The 18,407-nt window shown below is 58.7% G+C and carries 17 protein-coding genes; 10 read left to right on the top strand and 7 right to left on the bottom strand.

What is annotated here, in order from left to right; translation table 11 throughout:
- Positions 1-25: 25 nt before the first annotated feature.
- On the bottom strand, positions 26-2,476 hold the full coding sequence (locus ACWKV5_RS08770) for a glycogen/starch/alpha-glucan phosphorylase (RefSeq protein WP_483840965.1): 2,451 nt from the start codon (positions 2,474-2,476) through the stop codon (positions 26-28).
- 260 nt (positions 2,477-2,736) lie between these two features.
- Here ACWKV5_RS08770 and ACWKV5_RS08765 point away from each other — a divergent pair, with 260 nt between their 5' ends.
- Positions 2,737-3,177, top strand: coding sequence for a YkgJ family cysteine cluster protein (locus ACWKV5_RS08765; protein ID WP_123435589.1), 441 nt, complete (start codon positions 2,737-2,739; stop codon positions 3,175-3,177).
- A gap of 187 nt (positions 3,178-3,364) precedes the next feature.
- Here the strand turns inward: ACWKV5_RS08765 and typA are convergent, their stop codons facing one another.
- Together typA and thiI are read right to left on the bottom strand one after the other, a co-directional pair.
- Entirely contained in the window at positions 3,365-5,185 is a 1,821-nt protein-coding gene (gene typA / locus ACWKV5_RS08760) for a translational GTPase TypA (RefSeq protein WP_090176728.1), read from the bottom strand.
- A gap of 139 nt (positions 5,186-5,324) precedes the next feature.
- On the bottom strand, positions 5,325-6,779 hold the full coding sequence (gene thiI / locus ACWKV5_RS08755; protein WP_483840964.1) for a tRNA uracil 4-sulfurtransferase ThiI: 1,455 nt from the start codon (positions 6,777-6,779) through the stop codon (positions 5,325-5,327).
- A gap of 330 nt (positions 6,780-7,109) precedes the next feature.
- Between thiI and glnA the strand changes: the two genes are divergently transcribed.
- From glnA to ntrC, 7 genes are all read left to right on the top strand, one after another.
- On the top strand, positions 7,110-8,516 hold the full coding sequence (gene glnA / locus ACWKV5_RS08750; protein WP_483840963.1) for a type I glutamate--ammonia ligase: 1,407 nt from the start codon (positions 7,110-7,112) through the stop codon (positions 8,514-8,516).
- Between the two features lie 195 nt (positions 8,517-8,711).
- Positions 8,712-9,320 (top strand): hypothetical protein, encoded by a 609-nt coding sequence (locus ACWKV5_RS08745; RefSeq protein WP_483840962.1) that lies wholly within the window; start codon positions 8,712-8,714, stop codon positions 9,318-9,320.
- A gap of 214 nt (positions 9,321-9,534) precedes the next feature.
- Positions 9,535-9,957 (top strand): cupin domain-containing protein, encoded by a 423-nt coding sequence (locus tag ACWKV5_RS08740; protein ID WP_483840961.1) that lies wholly within the window; start codon positions 9,535-9,537, stop codon positions 9,955-9,957.
- Positions 9,958-9,983: 26 nt separating this feature from the next.
- Positions 9,984-10,493, top strand: a complete 510-nt coding sequence (locus tag ACWKV5_RS08735; RefSeq protein WP_483840960.1) for a DUF4124 domain-containing protein — start codon at positions 9,984-9,986, stop codon at positions 10,491-10,493.
- Entirely contained in the window at positions 10,490-11,110 is a 621-nt protein-coding gene (locus tag ACWKV5_RS08730; protein WP_483840959.1) for a DUF4124 domain-containing protein, read from the top strand. Before ACWKV5_RS08735 ends, ACWKV5_RS08730 begins: the two co-directional genes overlap by 4 nt.
- Before the next feature lie 230 nt (positions 11,111-11,340).
- Positions 11,341-12,426 carry a nitrogen regulation protein NR(II) gene (gene glnL / locus ACWKV5_RS08725; RefSeq protein ID WP_008024908.1) on the top strand — a complete coding sequence of 362 codons (1,086 nt, stop codon included), beginning with the start codon at positions 11,341-11,343 and terminating at the stop codon, positions 12,424-12,426.
- Positions 12,423-13,859 carry a nitrogen regulation protein NR(I) gene (gene ntrC, locus ACWKV5_RS08720; RefSeq protein ID WP_027922162.1) on the top strand — a complete coding sequence of 479 codons (1,437 nt, stop codon included), beginning with the start codon at positions 12,423-12,425 and terminating at the stop codon, positions 13,857-13,859. The genes glnL and ntrC overlap by 4 nt, the downstream gene beginning before the upstream one ends.
- Positions 13,860-14,473: 614 nt before the next feature.
- Here ntrC and ACWKV5_RS08715 read toward each other — a convergent pair.
- On the bottom strand, positions 14,474-14,914 hold the full coding sequence (locus tag ACWKV5_RS08715) for a hypothetical protein (protein WP_483840958.1): 441 nt from the start codon (positions 14,912-14,914) through the stop codon (positions 14,474-14,476).
- Here ACWKV5_RS08715 and ACWKV5_RS08710 point away from each other — a divergent pair.
- Complete coding sequence (locus tag ACWKV5_RS08710) at positions 14,913-15,368, top strand: tRNA (cytidine(34)-2'-O)-methyltransferase (protein ID WP_123435449.1); 456 nt, start codon at positions 14,913-14,915, stop codon at positions 15,366-15,368. The genes ACWKV5_RS08715 and ACWKV5_RS08710 overlap by 2 nt on opposite strands.
- A gap of 131 nt (positions 15,369-15,499) precedes the next feature.
- Here the strand turns inward: ACWKV5_RS08710 and secB are convergent, their stop codons facing one another.
- From secB to ACWKV5_RS08695, 3 genes are read right to left on the bottom strand one after another with little or no spacing between them, the layout of a single operon-like run.
- The gene (gene secB, locus ACWKV5_RS08705) at positions 15,500-15,991 is read right to left on the bottom strand and encodes a protein-export chaperone SecB (RefSeq protein ID WP_077432292.1); all 492 of its coding nucleotides are present in this window, start codon (positions 15,989-15,991) and stop codon (positions 15,500-15,502) included.
- A gap of 41 nt (positions 15,992-16,032) precedes the next feature.
- Positions 16,033-16,287 carry a glutaredoxin 3 gene (gene grxC, locus ACWKV5_RS08700; RefSeq protein WP_008149430.1) on the bottom strand — a complete coding sequence of 85 codons (255 nt, stop codon included), beginning with the start codon at positions 16,285-16,287 and terminating at the stop codon, positions 16,033-16,035.
- Position 16,288: 1 nt separating this feature from the next.
- Positions 16,289-16,702 carry a rhodanese-like domain-containing protein gene (locus ACWKV5_RS08695; protein ID WP_027922167.1) on the bottom strand — a complete coding sequence of 138 codons (414 nt, stop codon included), beginning with the start codon at positions 16,700-16,702 and terminating at the stop codon, positions 16,289-16,291.
- A 154-nt stretch (positions 16,703-16,856) separates the two neighbouring features.
- On the opposite strand from ACWKV5_RS08695, the gene gpmI reads away from it, so the two are divergent.
- Positions 16,857-18,386: a 2,3-bisphosphoglycerate-independent phosphoglycerate mutase gene (gene gpmI / locus ACWKV5_RS08690; RefSeq protein ID WP_483840957.1), complete on the top strand. Its 1,530-nt coding sequence runs from the start codon at positions 16,857-16,859 to the stop codon at positions 18,384-18,386.
- Positions 18,387-18,407: the final 21 nt, after the last annotated feature.

Here is an 18,407-nt window from a genome sequence, read left to right as displayed (position 1 = left end):
CCTTGCACGCAATTATTGCGAAAAGTTACTCCAGCGCCTTCCAGATATCCGTCGCGTACTCACGAATGGTCCGGTCGGATGAGAACCAACCCATCCGCGACGTGTTCAATACCGCCGAACGCCACCATTCCTTGGAGTCGTGCCAATGGGCCTCGACACGCATCTGCGCGTCCCAGTAAGAGTCGAAGTCGGCACAGACCAGGAAGCGGTCGTAATCCACCAGCGAATCGATCAGCCCGGTGTAACGGGACGGATCATCCGGCGAGAACACCCCGCCACGAATCGCTTGCAGCACGTCATTCAGCCGATGGGACGCGGCGATGTCCGGCGTCGCGTTGAACTCATGGTTCTGTTTGCGCGCTTCCACCTGTTGCGCGCTGAGGCCGAAAATGAACATGTGCTCGGCGCCGATGCGTTCGCACATTTCGACGTTGGCGCCATCAAGGGTGCCAATGGTCAGGGCGCCGTTGAGGCCGAACTTCATGTTGCTGGTGCCGGAAGCCTCGAAGCCTGCGGTAGAAATCTGCTCCGACAAGTCCGCCGCCGGAATAATGCTCTCCGCCAGGCTGACGTTGTAGTTGGGCAGGAACACCACTTTGAGCAAGCCGCGCACGGTCGGGTCGTTGTTCACCACCCGGGCGATGTCGTTGGTCAATTTGATGATCAGCTTGGCCTGGTGATAACTGGCGGCGGCCTTGCCGGCGAAGATCTTCACGCGCGGCACCCAGTCGATTTCCGGCTCGGCCCGAATCGCCTGATACAACGCCACGGTGTGCATCAGGTTGAGCAACTGGCGTTTGTACTCGTGGATCCGTTTGACCTGCACGTCGAACATCGCCGCCGGGTTGACCGCCACGCCCAGCCGTTCGTGAATGATGTAGGCGAGGGCTTTTTTGCTGTGCAGACGCTGTTCGGCGAAGGCTTTGCGGAACGCCGGCTTTTCGGCGAACGGTTCCAGTTCGAGCAGACGTGATTCGGCGTTGTCCAGCAAATCAGGCCCGAGGGCATCGACCATCATCGACGTCAATTCGGGGTTGGCCTGGTAGAGCCAGCGGCGGAAGGTGATGCCGTTGGTCTTGTTGTTGATCCGATCCGGGTACAGCTTGTGCAGTTCGGAGAACACGGTTTTGCGCATCAATTGCGTGTGCAGCCCGGACACGCCGTTGACGCTGTGCGAACCCAGGAACGCGAGATTGCCCATGCGCACACGGCGGCCGTTGTCTTCTTCGATCAGCGATACCGCGCGCAACACGTCGAAGTCGTGAATGCCTTTGGCCCGTAGCGAATCGATGTGCTGGGCGTTGATCAGGTAAATGATCTGCATGTGCCGCGGCAACATCCGCTCCATCAAGCCGACTGGCCAGGTTTCCAGTGCTTCGGGCAACAGCGTGTGGTTGGTGTACGACAACGTGTCCACGGTGACCTGCCACGCCGCATCCCATGCCACGTCGTAGACATCGACCAGTTGGCGCATCAATTCGGCCACGGCAATCGAGGGGTGCGTGTCGTTGAGCTGGATCGCCGCGTGGTCGCCCAGGGTCAGGACCGAGGTGTGCATGTTGCGGTGACGGCGCAGCAAATCCTGCAAGGACGCGGCGACGAAGAAATATTCCTGACGCAGGCGCAGTTCCTGGCCGGCTTCGGTGCTGTCTGCCGGATAAAGGACCCGGGAAATACTTTCGGCCCGGGCTACTTCTGCCACGGCGCCCAAGTGGTCACCTGCGTTGAAGCGTTCCAGGTGCAAATCTTCCATGGCGCGGGCGCGCCACAGACGCAGCGTGTTGACGCTCGCCCCACGCCAGCCGACCACCGGCGTGTCGTAAGCAATCGCGCGGACGGTTTCCACCGGGGTCCAGACTTGCTTGGTCTTGCCGTTTTCATCGGTGACGGTTTCGACACTGCCGCCGAAGCCGATCGGGTAAACGACTTCTGGACGCTCGAATTCCCACGGGTTGCCGAAGTCCAGCCAGTGTTCGGTCTGTTCCTGCTGCCAGCCGTCGACGATGGCCTGGCGGAACAACCCGTGCTCATAACGAATGCCATAGCCGTGGCCGGCGATGCCGAGGGTCGACATGCTCTCCATGAAGCAGGCGGCCAGACGACCGAGGCCGCCGTTGCCCAGCGCCGCGTCGGGTTCCAGCAGGCGGATGCGCTCGAGGTCGACGCCGAGTTCGGTCAGCGCTTCGCGGGCGACGTCGAGCAAGCCAAGGTTGCTCAGGCTGTCGTAGAGCAGCCGGCCGATGAGAAATTCGAGGGAGAGGTAATAAACCCGTTTCTGCCCTTTGCGGTAGATCTGCCGGGTGTGGTCCATCCAGTGCTCGACCATGTGGTCCCGCGCCGCCAAGGCGATGGCTTCGAACCAGTCGTGGTCGAAGGCGTGATCCGGGTCTTTACCCACCGCGTAGGTGAGTTTGGTCAAGACGGCGTCGCGAAATGCGGCCACCTCTGCTTCGCGAACAAGTGGTTCTTGAGTCATCGATAGGACCTCGAGCGAGCGTGGAATGGTTGAGCCTAGACGGTCTGACAGACGCTGGGGGCTCTGGTTCGGCAGTTTTTCCTGATAGTGCGAGATAGCTCGGCATTACATTGTCGTGTGCCTGAATCAATGCAGGGGCCGTGCCGGATTAACGGTGCTTTTTGGCTGGTACAGAAAAAATCTGGCGAAAGGTTGTTCAAAAATCCACCAGTCCCGGTATGATCGCGCGCCCTGATGCACGTAGCTGGTAACAACCGATGATGAAGCCCAACCTGATCGCCGCCGCTGAGATCGATCGCCTCGATACCTGGGCCAAGTACTCTGCGCCGATGTGCGGTTCCTGCGTGTCCAGTTGCTGCACGCTGCCGGTCGAGGTCAAGATCAAGGATCTGATCCGTATCGGCATCGTCGACGAATTCGAGCGCGGCGAGCCGGCGAAGAACATCGCCAAGCGTCTGCAGAAGGAAGGGATCGTCGAGCGTTACAGCCAGAAGACCGAGATCTTCACCCTCCAGCGCATGAGTAACAACGACTGCCTGTACCTGGATCGTAAGAGCCGTCTGTGCACTATTTATGAAAAGCGCCCGGATACCTGCCGCAATCACCCGAAAATCGGTCCGCGGCCTGGGTATTGCGCGTACAAACCGAAAGAAGTGGTGCGCGAGACCAGCGAGAGCCGTCGGCCGCTCGATAAGTTCTAACCAAAAATCTTCGTTGTCTGACAGGTCCTCTTCGCGAGCAGGCTCGCTCCCACATTGAAATGCGCTCCCCAGTGGGAGCGAGCCTGCTCGCGAAGGGGCCAGCGCAAACACTACACATACCCCAGACAAACAAAAACGCCCCCGACCTTGCGGTCGGGGGCGTTTTTTTGTCAGCTAACTAAATGACTTAGTTACCGGACTTCTTCGCAGCGCGGGTACGCTCGCTTTCGCCCAGGATCTTCTTGCGAAGACGGATGGACTTAGGAGTGACTTCGCACAATTCGTCTTCTTGAACGAATTCCAGAGCCTGCTCCAGAGTGAAGCGGATAGGCGGAACCAGAGCGATGGTTTCGTCTTTACCCGAAGCACGCATGTTGTCGAGCTTCTTGCCTTTGGTTGGGTTGACGCCCAGGTCGTTGTCGCGGCTGTTGATGCCGACGATTTGACCTTCGTACACGTCTTCACCGTGACCCAGGAACAGTTTGCCGCGAGCTTGCAGGGTTTCCAGCGAGTAAGTCAGAGCCTTACCGGTAGCAACCGACACCAGCACGCCGTTCTGACGGCCGGACATGTCGCCGGACTTCATCACGTCGTAACGGTCGAAGATCGAGGTCAGGATGCCTGCACCGGAGGTCAGGGTCAGGAACTCGTTACGGAAACCGATCAGGCCACGAGCCGGGATGTTGTACTCAAGGCGCACACGGCCCTTGCCATCCGGAACCATGTTGGTCAGGTCGCCTTTACGGATACCGATCTGTTCCATGATCGAACCTTGCGATTCTTCTGGCAGGTCGATGGTCACGTTTTCGTACGGTTCGTGCTTCACGCCGTCAACCATGCGGATGATCACTTCCGGACGACCAACACCCATTTCGAAGCCTTCGCGACGCATGGTTTCGATCAGTACCGAGAGGTGCAGCTCACCACGGCCGGAGACTTTGAACTTGTCGGCGGTGTCGCCTTCTTCAACGCGCAGGGCAACGTTGTAGAGCAGTTCCTTGTCCAGACGTTCCTTGATGTTACGGGAAGTCACGAACTTGCCTTCTTTACCGCAGAAAGGCGAGTCGTTTACCTGGAAGGTCATGGAAACGGTTGGTTCGTCAACGGTCAGCGGCTTCATCGCTTCGACGTTCAGTGGGTCGCACAGAGTGTCGGAGATGAACAGCTGGTCGAAGCCGCTGATGCAGACGATGTCGCCGGCAGCTGCTTCTTCAACGTCGATACGGTGCAGACCGTGGTGACCCATCAGCTTCAGGATACGACCGTTGCGCTTCTTGCCGTCGGCGTCGATAGCGACAACCGGAGTGTTCGGCTTGATGCGGCCACGAGCGATACGGCCAACGCCGATAACACCCAGGAAGCTGTTGTAGTCCAGAGCGGAGATTTGCATCTGGAACGGACCATCGCGGTCGACTTTCGGCGCAGGTACGTTGTCGACGATCGACTGGTACAGCGGGGTCATGTCTTCAGCCATGTCGGTGTGTTCCAGACCGGCAATGCCGTTCAGGGCCGAGGCGTAGACGACTTTGAAGTCCAGCTGTTCTTCGGTAGCACCGAGGTTGTCGAACAGGTCGAAGATCTGGTCCAGAACCCAGTCCGGACGCGCGCCTGGACGGTCAACCTTGTTGATGACCACGATTGGACGCAGGCCGGCTTCGAAAGCCTTCTTGGTCACGAAACGGGTTTGCGGCATAGGGCCGTCTTGAGCGTCAACCAGCAGCAGAACGGAGTCAACCATCGACATTACGCGTTCAACTTCGCCGCCGAAGTCGGCGTGGCCCGGGGTATCCACGATGTTGATGTGGTAGCCGTTCCAGTTGATGGCGGTGTTTTTCGCCAGAATGGTAATACCGCGCTCTTTCTCCTGGTCGTTGGAGTCCATCACGCGCTCGTCGTTGAGCTCGTTGCGCTCCAGGGTGCCGGATTGACGCAAGAGTTTGTCTACCAGGGTGGTTTTACCATGGTCAACGTGAGCAATGATGGCGATGTTGCGTAGATTTTCGATCACTTGTGTATCTCGATCAGAGGATTCGGTGTGCTGACAAGTCTTGGCAGCGATTAACAGTAGAGTCAGGCCTTGCCGTTACAGCTTGACGGCAGAGTCGGGGGGCCGGTGACGCAGGCCACAGGCATACAGCCCCGGGCTCTTAGCTCGGTCGATAAACGCGCACATTGGCATGCCCCTCACTGAGCAAATGGTGGGCATGCAGGCGACTCATCACGCCTTTGTCGCAATACAGCAGGTACTGGCGAGTAGGGTCCAGTTCCTTGAAACGAGCGTTCAATGCATAGAAAGGCATCGCTTGTACCTCGATACCAGCCAGGGCCAGCGGATCATCTTCAGCGGCATCCGGGTGACGGATGTCGATGATGATTTGCCCCGCCAGCGCTTCGCTGACTTCTTCAATCTGCAAGTCCTGGCCCAATTCGTCGATTACGCGATCGATCGGCACCAGTTTGGCGTTCTCGAGCGCACGCTCAAGGACCGCCATGTCGAATTCTTTCTCTTCATGCTCCACGCGCGGACGCTTGGCGTGGGTCTTTGGGTTCACCGAGATGACCCCGCAGTATTCCGGCATGTGCTTGGCGAAATCGGCAGTCCCGATTTCGTTGGCCAGGTCGATGATGTCCTGCTTGTGACTGGCGATCAGCGGACGCAAGACCAGCTTGTCGGTCACGCAGTCGATCACGGACAGGTTCGGCAACGTCTGGCTCGACACCTGGGAAATCGCTTCACCGGTGACCAGCGCTTCAATCTCCAGCCGATCAGCAATACGGGAAGCAGCGCGCAACATCATACGCTTCAAAACTACACCCATATGACTGTTATCGACTTTCCCGAGAATTTCTCCCAGAACTTCCTCGAACGGCACACTGACAAATAACACGCGTTGGGAGCTTCCGTACTTCTTCCAGATGAAGTGCGCGACTTCCATGACGCCCAGTTCATGGGCCCTTCCGCCCAGATTGAAGAAGCAGAAATGGCTCATCAGGCCACGGCGCATGATCTGGTACGCCGCCACGGTGGAGTCGAAGCCGCCGGACATCAGCACAAGCGTCTGTTCCAGTGCACCCAGCGGATAACCGCCGATGCTGTTGTGCTGGTTGTGGATCACAAACAACCGTTTGTCGCGAATTTCGATGCGAACTTCGATTTCCGGCGCTTTCAGCGAGATTCCGGCGGCGCCGCACTGACGACGCAGTTGGCTGCCGACGTATTTTTCGACGTCCATCGAGCTGAATTCGTGCTTGCCGGCGCGCTTGCAGCGCACCGAAAAGATCTTTCCGGCCAGGGACTCACCGAAGTGCTGCTCGCACTTGGCGACGATGTCGTCGAAATCGCCCAACGGGTATTCATCGACCTGCAGGAAATGCGCGATGCCCGGCATGCAGCTCAGGCGCTCGGTCATCTCCTTCAGGGCTTTGGGCTCGCTGACGCGGGTTTCCAGCTCGAGATTGTCCCACACACCGTTCACCACCACGGCCGGGTCCAGGTCGCGGAGCACGGTGCGGATATTTTTAGCCAATTGGCGGATGAAACGCATCCGTACCGGGCGGCTCTTGATGGTGATCTCGGGGAAGACTTTTACGATTAGTTTCATGAAAACAGCGCGCGCTGGGCCAGCCGAAAAAGGGGGGCGCGGATTATAGCGGAAATTGCTCAAGGTTTAACCAGTTAATGTGCAGAAGGTTTTGCGCGCACCAAAACGGGTCATTTATGGATTTTAACGCTACATTGTAGGGCGAGATTTCTCCTCCGAACTCGCCTTGTGCCTTTATAAGCGTGAAATTGGGGCAAAAAACCCATGGTGGGGCACTGGCATGCAATTTGCTCCCTTGTGAGGCAGGTTGCCTTGGCAGAGTATTCGCGCCGGCATCACCCACATTCCAAGGGCATCCACTACCAAGCCCGAAGCCACCCGGAGGACACTATGTCGAAGTCGGTTCAACTCATCAAAGATCATGACGTCAAATGGATTGATCTGCGCTTCACGGACACCAAAGGCACTCAGCACCACGTGACCATGCCGGCTCGCGACGCGCTGGATGACGCTTTCTTCGAAGAAGGCAAAATGTTCGACGGCTCCTCCATCGCTGGCTGGAAAGGCATCGAAGCCTCCGACATGATCCTGCTGCCGGACGACAGCACTGCCGTCCTCGACCCGTTCACCGAAGACCCAACGCTGATTCTGGTCTGCAACGTGATCGACCCTTCGACCATGCAAGGCTATGACCGTGACCCACGCGCCATCGCCCATCGCGCCGAGGAATACCTGAAGTCGACCGGTATCGGCGATACAGTATTCGTTGGCCCGGAGCCAGAGTTCTTTATCTTTGATCAAGTGAAGTTCAAGTCGGACATCTCCGGCTCGATGTTCAAAATCTTCTCGGAACAAGGCTCGTGGATGTCCGACCAGGACATCGAAGGCGGCAACCATGGCCACCGTCCAGGTATCAAAGGCGGTTACTTCCCGGTTCCACCGTTTGACCACGACCACGAAATCCGTACCTCCATGTGCAATGCCATGGAAGAAATGGGCCTGACCATCGAAGTTCACCACCACGAAGTGGCGACTGCCGGCCAGAACGAAATCGGTGTGAAGTTCAACACCCTGGTTGCCAAGGCTGACGAAGTTCAGACCCTGAAGTACTGCGTACACAACGTTGCAGTTGCTTACGGCCGCACCGCGACCTTCATGCCTAAGCCTCTGTACGGCGACAACGGTTCGGGTATGCACGTTCACCTGTCCATCGCCAAAGATGGCAAGAACACCTTCGCTGGCGAAGGCTATGCCGGCCTGTCCGACACCGCCCTGTACTTCATCGGCGGCATCATCAAGCACGGTAAGGCCCTGAACGGCTTCACCAACCCGTCGACCAACTCCTACAAGCGTCTGGTCCCAGGTTTCGAAGCACCGGTAATGCTGGCCTACTCGGCTCGCAACCGTTCCGCTTCGATCCGTATTCCTTACGTGTCCAGCCCTCGCGCTCGCCGTATCGAAGCCCGCTTCCCGGATCCAGCAGCTAACCCGTACCTGGGCTTCGCTGCACTGTTGATGGCTGGCCTGGACGGCATCCAGAACAAGATCCACCCAGGCGATGCTGCTGACAAAAACCTGTACGACCTGCCGCCTGAAGAGGCGAAAGAGATCCCACAAGTTTGCGGCAGCCTGAAAGAAGCCCTGGAAGAGCTGGACAAAGGTCGCGCGTTCCTGACCAAAGGCGGCGTGTTCTCCGATGACTTCATCGACGCTTACATCGCTCTGAAAAGCGAAGAAGAAATCAAGGTCCGCACCTTCGTACACCCACTGGAATATGAGCTGTACTACAGCTGCTGATCCGGTAGCGCCTGCACACGCGGCGTAACAAATTGGCCTCCTTTGGGAGGCCTTTTTATTTGTAAAAAAAACAAGCACTTGGATTGAGAACAGAGCGCTCGCCGGGGTTAAACCCAGAAGCGCACCCGCCAATGGGTTCGCCAATCGCACGCAACCCTCTACCATCCGCCGCATTCTCTCCCTGCGGTTTTTGCGATGAACCTTCCCCGCACCAATTTTTTCTCGTTAACGCTGTTGCTCTGCGTCCTGACCGGCACTCAAGCCGCTGAAAGCCTCTTGCCTGCCGACGCTCACGAAGAAGCATGGCGCGTAGTGAAACCAGATCCGGACGCCCCGCTAGTCAGTGCGCGCCTGAACGGTCAAGCGAGCCACGGAAACAAAACCAGCGCAGCCATGCTGCAAGTCAGCTGTTATCGCTCTCCCGTGCGCCGCCCTGTTATCACACTGCTGACCTCGACGGATGAGCTGGGCTTCAACCCCGATGCCTTTGAAGGCCCTGACGCCCGATCCACCGGCCCCTTGAGCCTCAAAACGGGAATACTTGCGCCCCGCGACTATTCGATAAACGGCTTTTACACGAGTGCGCTTCCGCCATCAGACAAATTGCTCTTCAACTTTTACATGCCAACCAATCGGCAAGGGTTGAATGACTGGACCCACAAAGGCGCGCGGGGCCAATCGCTGACGCTGACACTACCGTCAACGATAAAAGGTGATCCACCGCTGACCGCCAGGTTTGTCCTGCCGCAAGACGACAGCAAATTGCGCAAGATAATCGGGCCTTGCATGAAAGATTCTGAATGAGCCTTCCAGGGCGACCGGGTGCAGTGGATGAGGTGATTTTTTTGAACGCCGCGTAGATTGCCTGATGGTTACGCGGCCAGTTTCAGACGTTTTTTTTGACGCATTTTCCAACAATAAAATTCGCCTTCCCCTCGGCCGCACGCAGTATCTTGCGGCATCAATCGCTGTGAATGATTCGCAGCCTGTCCACGGAATGGACTCAAAGGAAGGATCGATGAAAACCTACTCACTCAGGACAATACTGGTCGTGCTCGGCGCCCTTACCCTGCAGGGCTGCAGCACCACGGCCGAGCCCACGAAAATCGAACGAGAAATCCTGCTCAAGAGCAGTCAGTCGTGGGACAACTCACCTTACATGCGCTATCTGGATGCCACACCCGAGCTGACCGTGCTCAAACTCAAGATACCGGCCAACACCCAACTGCCCTGGCACATCCACCCTATTCCCAATGCGGGCTATGTCCTCTCCGGCGAGCTGATTATCGAGAGCAGGGACAACGGCCAGACCACACGCGTCAAACAAGGTGAAGCCGTGGCGGAAATGGTCGATATTGCCCATCGCGGGGTCACCGGCGATGAACCGGTAGAACTTATTGTGTTCTATGCTGGCAGCGAAGGTATTCCACTGTCGGAGTAAATCCTTGCTGCTCACAGGGAGTCTGAATGCGGCCACTTTTAATGCTTTTGCTGCTGTTCTTCGTCTATCCCGTGACGGCCCAAATCTACAAATACACCGACGCCGACGGCAACACCGCCTACAGCAATCAACCGCCCGATGGCGTCACGGCCCAGCCGGTTGAATTGCCGCCGCTCAATAGTGTTGAGCGCCAGCCACCTCCTGCACCGCCTACCGACACCGTAAACAATCGGCAGCCTCACAGCGCCTATGAGGTGCTGCAACTGACTGGCTTGCCCACCGAGGAAGCCCTGCGCGCCAATAACGGTACCTTCACCGTCAGCGTCCTAATCAAGCCGCGCCTGCAAGCACCGCATCTGTTGCGATTGCTGCTGGATGGCCAGCCGTATGGGCAATCGAGCAATGTGCCGATCTTGCAACTGGTGAACATCGACCGGGGTGAACACAGCCTGGCGGTGCAGGTGATCAATGGCGAGGAGGTCCTGCAGCAAAGTCCGAGCGTCACGTTCACCGTGCAACGGGTGCACAAGCCATGAAGCTGTGGCTGCTGATCGCCTGTTTGATCGCCTTCCCGGTGTCGGCTGAGGTCTTCACTTACGTCGACGCCCAAGGCAATCGCGCCTTCACCGACCAGCCACAACACGGCAACGCCAAACGCGTGCCGCTGGCGACCAGCAACCGCATGGCTGCCCAACCCTCCACTGGGAAACCGCTGATCGCCGCGAACCCGCCCGACGAGCAAGCACTGTTTCACTACGACTTGCTGCGCATTCTGGTGCCGGAGCCGGACGCGACGATCCGCAGCAATGCCGGCGAAATTATTGTCAGCGTCACCAATGAACCCGGTCTGCAACCGGGTCATCGCTACCGCCTGCTGCTAGACGGCCAACCCACCGCCGAACCCGGCCCGAGCCCGGTTTTCCCCCTGACCAATATCGATCGCGGCAGCCACAACCTGTCAGTGGAAATCCTCGACGAACAAGGCCGCACCATCGAACGCACGGCCAATCAGCCCTTCCACATGCTGCGCACCTCACTCGCACAACAACGCCGGGTCAAACCCTGCACCCTCGCCGACTACGGCCAACGGCCGGAATGCCCCCTCGAAGACAAACCGGAAGAAGAAAAAAATCCCTTCCTGCGTTTGTTCTAACGTCGTTCAGCTTTGCGCACTATATTGGTGCGATAGGGTGCACCGTACCCACATCGCAACCCATTTTGGTTCGAAAGTACCCGCGAAAGCTGGCAGAACGCCACGCAAACGAGCGTCAAACGCCCGTTTCAGGCCTTAATTGCTTCTTTTCGGAGCCTTGGTTTGGTTTTTGCATTTTCCCCGCATCAGCGCTTGTTTCTCGCGCACGCTCCGCTCCAAAAGAGGTCCTGATGACCATTAGCGACGCACTACACCGCTTGCTACTCGACAACCTGACCACCGCCACCATCCTGCTCGACGCCGAACTGCGCCTCGAGTACATGAACCCGGCGGCGGAGATGCTGCTGGCCATCAGCGGCCAGCGCAGTCATGGGCAGTTCATCAGCGAGTTGTTCACCGAATCCACCGAAGCGCTGAATTCCCTGCGCCAGGCGGTCGAGCAGGCGCACCCGTTCACCAAACGCGAAGCGATGCTCACCGCCCTCACCGGCCAGACCCTGACCGTCGATTACGCGGTCACGCCGATCCTGGCCAACGGCGCCACCATGCTGTTGCTGGAAGTTCATCCCCGTGACCGCCTGCTGCGGATCACCAAGGAAGAGGCGCAGTTGTCGAAGCAGGAAACCAGCAAGATGCTGGTGCGTGGTCTCGCCCATGAAATCAAGAATCCGCTGGGCGGGATTCGCGGCGCCGCGCAATTACTCGCGCGCGAACTGCCCGAAGAAAGCCTGCGCGATTACACCAACGTGATCATTGAAGAAGCCGACCGCCTGCGAAACCTCGTCGACCGCATGCTCGGCTCGAACAAGTTGCCGTCGCTGGCCATGTGCAACGTCCACGAAGTGCTGGAGCGCGTCTGCCATCTCGTGGAAGCCGAAAGCCAAGGCTGCATCACCTTGGTGCGCGACTACGACCCAAGCATTCCGGATGTGTTGATCGACCGCGAACAAATGATTCAGGCGGTGCTGAACATCGTGCGCAACGCGATGCAGGCCATCAGCAGCCAGAACGAGCTGCGCCTTGGCCGCATCAGCCTGCGCACCCGCGCCATGCGCCAGTTCACCATCGGCCACGTGCGCCATCGCCTGGTGACCAAGATCGAAATTATCGACAACGGTCCGGGCATTCCTGCGGAACTGCAGGAAACCATCTTCTTTCCCATGGTCAGCGGTCGTCCGGACGGTACCGGGCTGGGCCTGGCCATTACCCAGAACATCATCAGCCAGCACCAGGGCTTGATCGAATGTGACAGCCACCCAGGCCACACCACTTTCTCGATCTTTCTGCCACTGGAACAAGGAGCCACATCGACATGAGCCGTAGTGAAACCGTGTGGATCGTCGATGACGACCGTTCTATCCGTTGGGTCCTGGAAAAAGCCTTGCAGCAGGAAGGCATGACCACGCAAAGCTTCGACAGCGCCGATGGCGTGATGAGCCGCCTGGCGCGCCAGCAACCGGACGTGATCATCTCTGACATCCGCATGCCGGGTGCCAGCGGCCTGGACCTCCTGGCACGGATTCGCGAGCAGCACCCACGGTTGCCGGTCATCATCATGACCGCTCACTCCGATCTGGACAGCGCTGTCGCGTCCTATCAGGGTGGCGCGTTCGAATACCTGCCCAAGCCGTTCGATGTCGATGAAGCCGTTTCCCTGGTCAAGCGCGCCAATCAGCACGCTCAGGAACAGCAAGGCCTGGAAGTCCCGGTCGCCCTGACCCGTACCCCGGAAATCATCGGCGAAGCACCGGCGATGCAGGAAGTGTTTCGCGCTATCGGGCGCTTGAGCCACTCCAACATCACCGTGCTGATCAACGGCGAATCCGGGACCGGTAAAGAGCTGGTCGCACACGCCCTGCACCGTCACAGCCCACGGGCGGCCTCGCCGTTCATCGCGCTGAACATGGCGGCGATTCCAAAGGACTTGATGGAGTCCGAGCTGTTCGGCCACGAAAAAGGCGCGTTCACCGGCGCAGCCAACCTGCGTCGCGGTCGCTTTGAACAGGCGGACGGCGGCACGCTGTTCCTTGATGAAATCGGCGACATGCCGGCCGACACCCAGACCCGTTTGCTGCGGGTACTGGCCGACGGCGAGTTCTACCGCGTTGGCGGTCATGTGCCGGTGAAGGTCGATGTGCGAATCATCGCCGCCACTCACCAGAATCTGGAAACCCTGGTGCACGCCGGGAAATTCCGTGAGGACTTGTTCCACCGCCTCAACGTGATCCGCATCCACATTCCGCGCCTGTCGGACCGCCGCGAAGACATCCCGACTCTCGCCAAGCACTTCCTCAGCCGCGCCGCGCAAGAACTGGCGGTCGAACCGAAGCTGCTGAAAAGTGAAACCGAGGAATACCTGAAGAACCTGCCGTGGGGCGGCAACGTCCGTCAGCTGGAGAACACGTGCCGCTGGATCACGGTGATGGCATCGGGTCGCGAAGTGCATATCAGCGACCTGCCGCCTGAGCTGCTGAGCCTGCCGCAGGATTCGGCGCCGGTGACCAACTGGGAACAAGCGCTGCGCCAGTGGGCCGATCAGGCGTTGGCGCGTGGTCAGTCGAGCCTGCTGGACACCGCCGTGCCGGCTTTCGAGCGGATCATGATCGAGACCGCCCTCAAACACACCGCCGGCCGCCGCCGCGATGCTGCGGTCTTGTTGGGTTGGGGGCGTAATACCCTGACGCGCAAGATCAAGGAATTGGGGATGAAGGTGGATGGCGGGGATGATGATGAGGGAGATGAGGGTTAAGCAACCTTCAGCTCTTCGCTGAAAGTTACATCCATTCGCGAGCAGGCTCGCTCCCACAGTGGATTTTCAGTGTTTTCACCTTCGAGTGAACACCACCGAACCCTGTGGGAGCGAGCCTGCTCGCGAAGGGGTCATTTAATCCAACATTGAAGCTGACTGGACCACCGCTTTCGCGAGCAGGCTCACTCCTACATTTAGAGCTTTATGCACCGACTGAATGCACCGTGAACCGCAATCGCGCACAAACACTGATCCATCACCCCATCGCCTTTCGCAATCGAACCCCTATCGAAAAAACACGAAAGCCCCGGAATACGGGGCTTTCGACGTTTCTGCGCGGCTTTCTGTTTCAACTTGTTAAAAACTGGCACGCCACCTGCAATAGTCCATTCAGTGATTCAGTTCACTACCCGGTTTCGGGGACCTTGGTACAGGCAGGCCGGGGATTCCCCTCTTTACATCGGGCTCACACCGCACACGCGACGAGCCCACCCGTTTTGGGGCCCTTGATACAGGCAGGTCAGGGGTTCCTTCTTTACACCGGGCTCACGACGCAATGCGTGAGCCCCGCCGTTTTGGGAACCTTGGTACAGGCAGGCCGGGGATTCCCTCTTTTATTGCTCCCGGAGATGGATCTCCAGCCGCCAGCGGTCATCGACCTCGCTACCGGCCCATTCGCCTTGCAGCGGCCGGGCGGCCACTACCGACAGCAACAACCCCCCATCACTCAAACGAACTCGCCAATTGACGTTTTTATCGTCAAGCCTGAGCTGACCTTTCTGCGCTTTGCCTTCAGCCTCGAACAGCAGCGCGAGGCTACCGTCGACAAACTCGCCGTGGCTCTTGGGTTCGTTGTTGAACCACACGACCAGGCCGTCGCTGGTGACCTCCACTTGCTGCAAGACAGTCGGGTCGGGCGCGGTCAGGCGACCGATCATCAGCCCCACCATCATCCCGACAATCGCCAACGAACCGAGCACGCGCGGGAATAGTTTCGAACGAGGGTCCTTTGGCGGCGTAGAATGCCCGTCATCTTTACCTTCGGAGCCGTGCATGTTTCACGTCATCCTTTTTCAACCAGAAATTCCGCCGAATACCGGCAACGTTATCAGGCTGTGCGCCAACAGTGGCTGCCACCTGCATTTGATCGAGCCGCTAGGCTTCGAGATGGACGACAAGCGCCTGCGCCGGGCCGGCCTCGACTACCACGAGTACGCCACCCTGCAACGCCACGCCGACCTCGCCAGCTGCCTGGAGAGCCTTGGCCATCCGCGGTTGTTCGCCTTCACCACCAAGGGTTCGCGACCGTTCCACGATGCCAGCTTCGCCGAGGGCGATGCCTTCCTGTTCGGTCCTGAAAGCCGCGGCTTGCCGCCTGAAGTGCTCGACGCCCTGCCCGGCGAACAACGCCTGCGTTTGCCGATGCGTGAAGGTTGCCGCAGCCTGAACCTGTCCAACACCGTGGCCGTCGCCGTGTATGAAGGCTGGCGCCAGCTCGGTTTCAAATAACAGCGCATAACAAATGTGGGAGCGAGCCTGCTCGCGAAAGCGGCGTGCCAGGCGACGTTACTGTCATCTGACACTCCCTATTCGCGAGCAGGCTCGCTCCCACATCAATATTGCTTTGGTGCTTCGAACGCTTACTGAACGGTCGGAGTCTCGCCAGCAGCCTGCATGCGTTGCAGTTCTTGTGCGTACAGCGCGTCGAAGTTCACCGGTGCCAGCATCAGGGCCGGGAACGAGCCACGGGTGACCAGGCTGTCCAGGGTTTCGCGAGCGTACGGGAACAGGATGTTCGGGCAGAACGCGCCAAGGGTGTGGCTCATCGAAGCGTCGTCCAGGTTCTTGATCAGGAAGATCCCGGCCTGTTGCACTTCAGCGATGAATGCCACTTCGCCGTTTTCACCGTTCTTCACGGTCACGGACAAGGTCAGCACAACTTCGTAGAAGTCGCTTTCCAGGGGCTTTTGACGGGTGTTCAGATCCAGACCGACGCTCGGCTCCCACTGCTGGCGGAAAATCGCCGGGCTTTTCGGGGCTTCAAAGGACAAGTCACGTACGTAGATGCGCTGCAAGGAGAATTGCGGTGCGGTTTCTTCTTCGCTAGCTGCAGTGTTCTGTTGGTCAGTCATCTCAGATCCTTTCTGATCTTGGGGTCTTATAGGGAAGGTATTCAGGCCTTGAGCATGGCGTCGAGCTTACCGGCGCGCTCAAGGGCAAACAAATCATCACAACCACCAACATGGGTGCTGCCGATCCAGATCTGCGGCACGGACGTACGTCCGGCTTTCTGAGCCATGGCGGCGCGCACCTGCGGCTTGCCATCGACCTTGATCTCTTCGAAGGCCACGCCTTTGTTCTCGAGCAGGTACTTGGCTCGCGAGCAGTAAGGGCAGTAATCGCTGGAATAGACGACGACGTTGCTCATATCACTTCACCAGCGGCAGGTTGTCGCCCTTCCAGCTGGAAATACCACCGGAGAGCTTGGCGGCGGTGAAGCCGGACTTCATCAGTTCGCGGGCATGAGTGCCGGCGGTCTGGCCCAGGGCGTCGACCAGAATGATGGTCTTGGCCTTGTGCTTTTCCAGTTCGCCGATGCGCGCGGTCAGTTTGTCGTGAGGAATGTTCAACGCGCCAACGATGTGACCGGCGGCGAAGTCCTTGTTCGAACGGATGTCGATCACGACGCCTGCGTCCTTGTTGACCAGCCCGGTCAGTTCACCGGTACTCAGGCTACGGCCGCCGCCCTGCATTTGATAGGCAATCAGCGCCGCCAGCAGTACGACGAAGATACCGACAAGAATGTAGTGGTTAGTGGCAAATTCAATCAGGTGAGCAACCATCGAAGGAGGTTCCAGGGCGTTAAAATGTCGGCCAGTATACACAGCCACTATGGTGGGCCAAACCCCGTCCGGCGGTGACGTGGCCGGAACTTCGCTTTAAACTGCGACTCCCTTTTTTCATTGCCCTCTTTTAACTCAGCCACGAGTGGAATCCATGACTACCACGCCTAAACCTTTGGTCCTGATTATTCTCGATGGCTTCGGTCACAGTGAGAGCCCTGAATCCAATGCCATCTTTGCCGCGAAGAAGCCCGTGCTGGACCGTTTGTGGGCCACCGTGCCCAACGGCCTGATCTCCGGCAGCGGCATGGACGTTGGCCTGCCGGACGGTCAGATGGGCAACTCTGAAGTCGGCCACATGAACCTCGGCGCCGGCCGCGTGGTGTATCAGGACTTCACCCGCGTGACCAAATCGATCCGCGACGGTGAGTTCTTCGAGAATCCGACAATCTGCGCCGCGGTGGATAAAGCCGTTGCCGCCGGCAAAGCCGTGCATTTCATGGGCCTGCTGTCCGATGGCGGCGTTCACAGCCACCAGGACCACTTGATCGCCATGGCGGAACTGGCCTACAAGCGCGGCGCTGAAAAAATCTACCTGCACGCCTTCCTCGATGGCCGCGACACCCCGCCGAAAAGCGCCCAGTCGTCCATCGAACTGCTCGACGCGACCTTCCAGGCGCTGGGCAAAGGCCGGATTGCCAGCATCATCGGCCGTTACTTCGCCATGGACCGCGACAACCGTTGGGACCGCGTGTCCCAGGCCTATAACCTGATTGTCGACGGCAACGGCGAGTTCAACGCTGCCACCGCCCAGGAAGGTCTGGAAGCCGCTTACGCCCGTGGCGAGAGCGACGAATTCGTCAAAGCCACCTCCATCGGCGAGCCGGTCAAGGTCGAAGACGGCGATGCCGTGGTGTTCATGAACTTCCGCGCCGACCGCGCCCGTGAGCTGACTCGCGTGTTCGTCGAAGACGGTTTCAAGGAATTTGAACGCAGCCGCCAGCCGAAACTGGCCGGTTTCGTCATGCTGACCCAATACGCCGCGAGCATTCCTGCGCCATCGGCCTTCGCCGCCGGCAGCCTGGAAAACGTACTGGGCGACTACTTGGCGAAAAACGGCAAGACGCAACTGCGCATCGCCGAAACCGAGAAATACGCGCACGTGACCTTCTTCTTCTCCGGCGGTCGTGAAGAACCGTTCCCGGGCGAAGAACGCATCCTGATCCCTTCGCCAAAAGTCGCCACCTATGACTTGCAGCCTGAGATGAGCGCCCCGGAAGTCACCGATCGCATCGTCGATGCCATCGACAACCAGCGTTACGACGTGATCGTGGTCAACTACGCCAACGGCGACATGGTGGGTCACAGCGGCGTGTTTGATGCCGCGGTGAAAGCCGTTGAATGCCTGGACCTGTGCGTCGGCCGCATCGTCGAAGCCCTGGAAAAGGTCGGTGGCGAAGCGTTGATCACTGCCGACCACGGCAACGTCGAGCAGATGGCTGATGAATCCACCGGCCAGGCGCACACCGCGCACACTACCGAGCCGGTGCCGTTCATCTATGTCGGCAAGCGTGACCTCAAGGTCCGTGAAGGCGGCGTGCTGGCGGATGTGGCACCGACCATGCTGATGCTGATGGGCCTGGAAAAACCGGCGGAAATGACCGGGACATCGATTCTGGTGTAACCCGGCCTATCAGGCGCAGCT

The organism is Pseudomonas oplopanacis (genome assembly GCF_057128725.1).
Note: the sequence above shows the minus strand (reverse complement) of the source record. Positions and strands in the feature narration are given on the sequence as shown.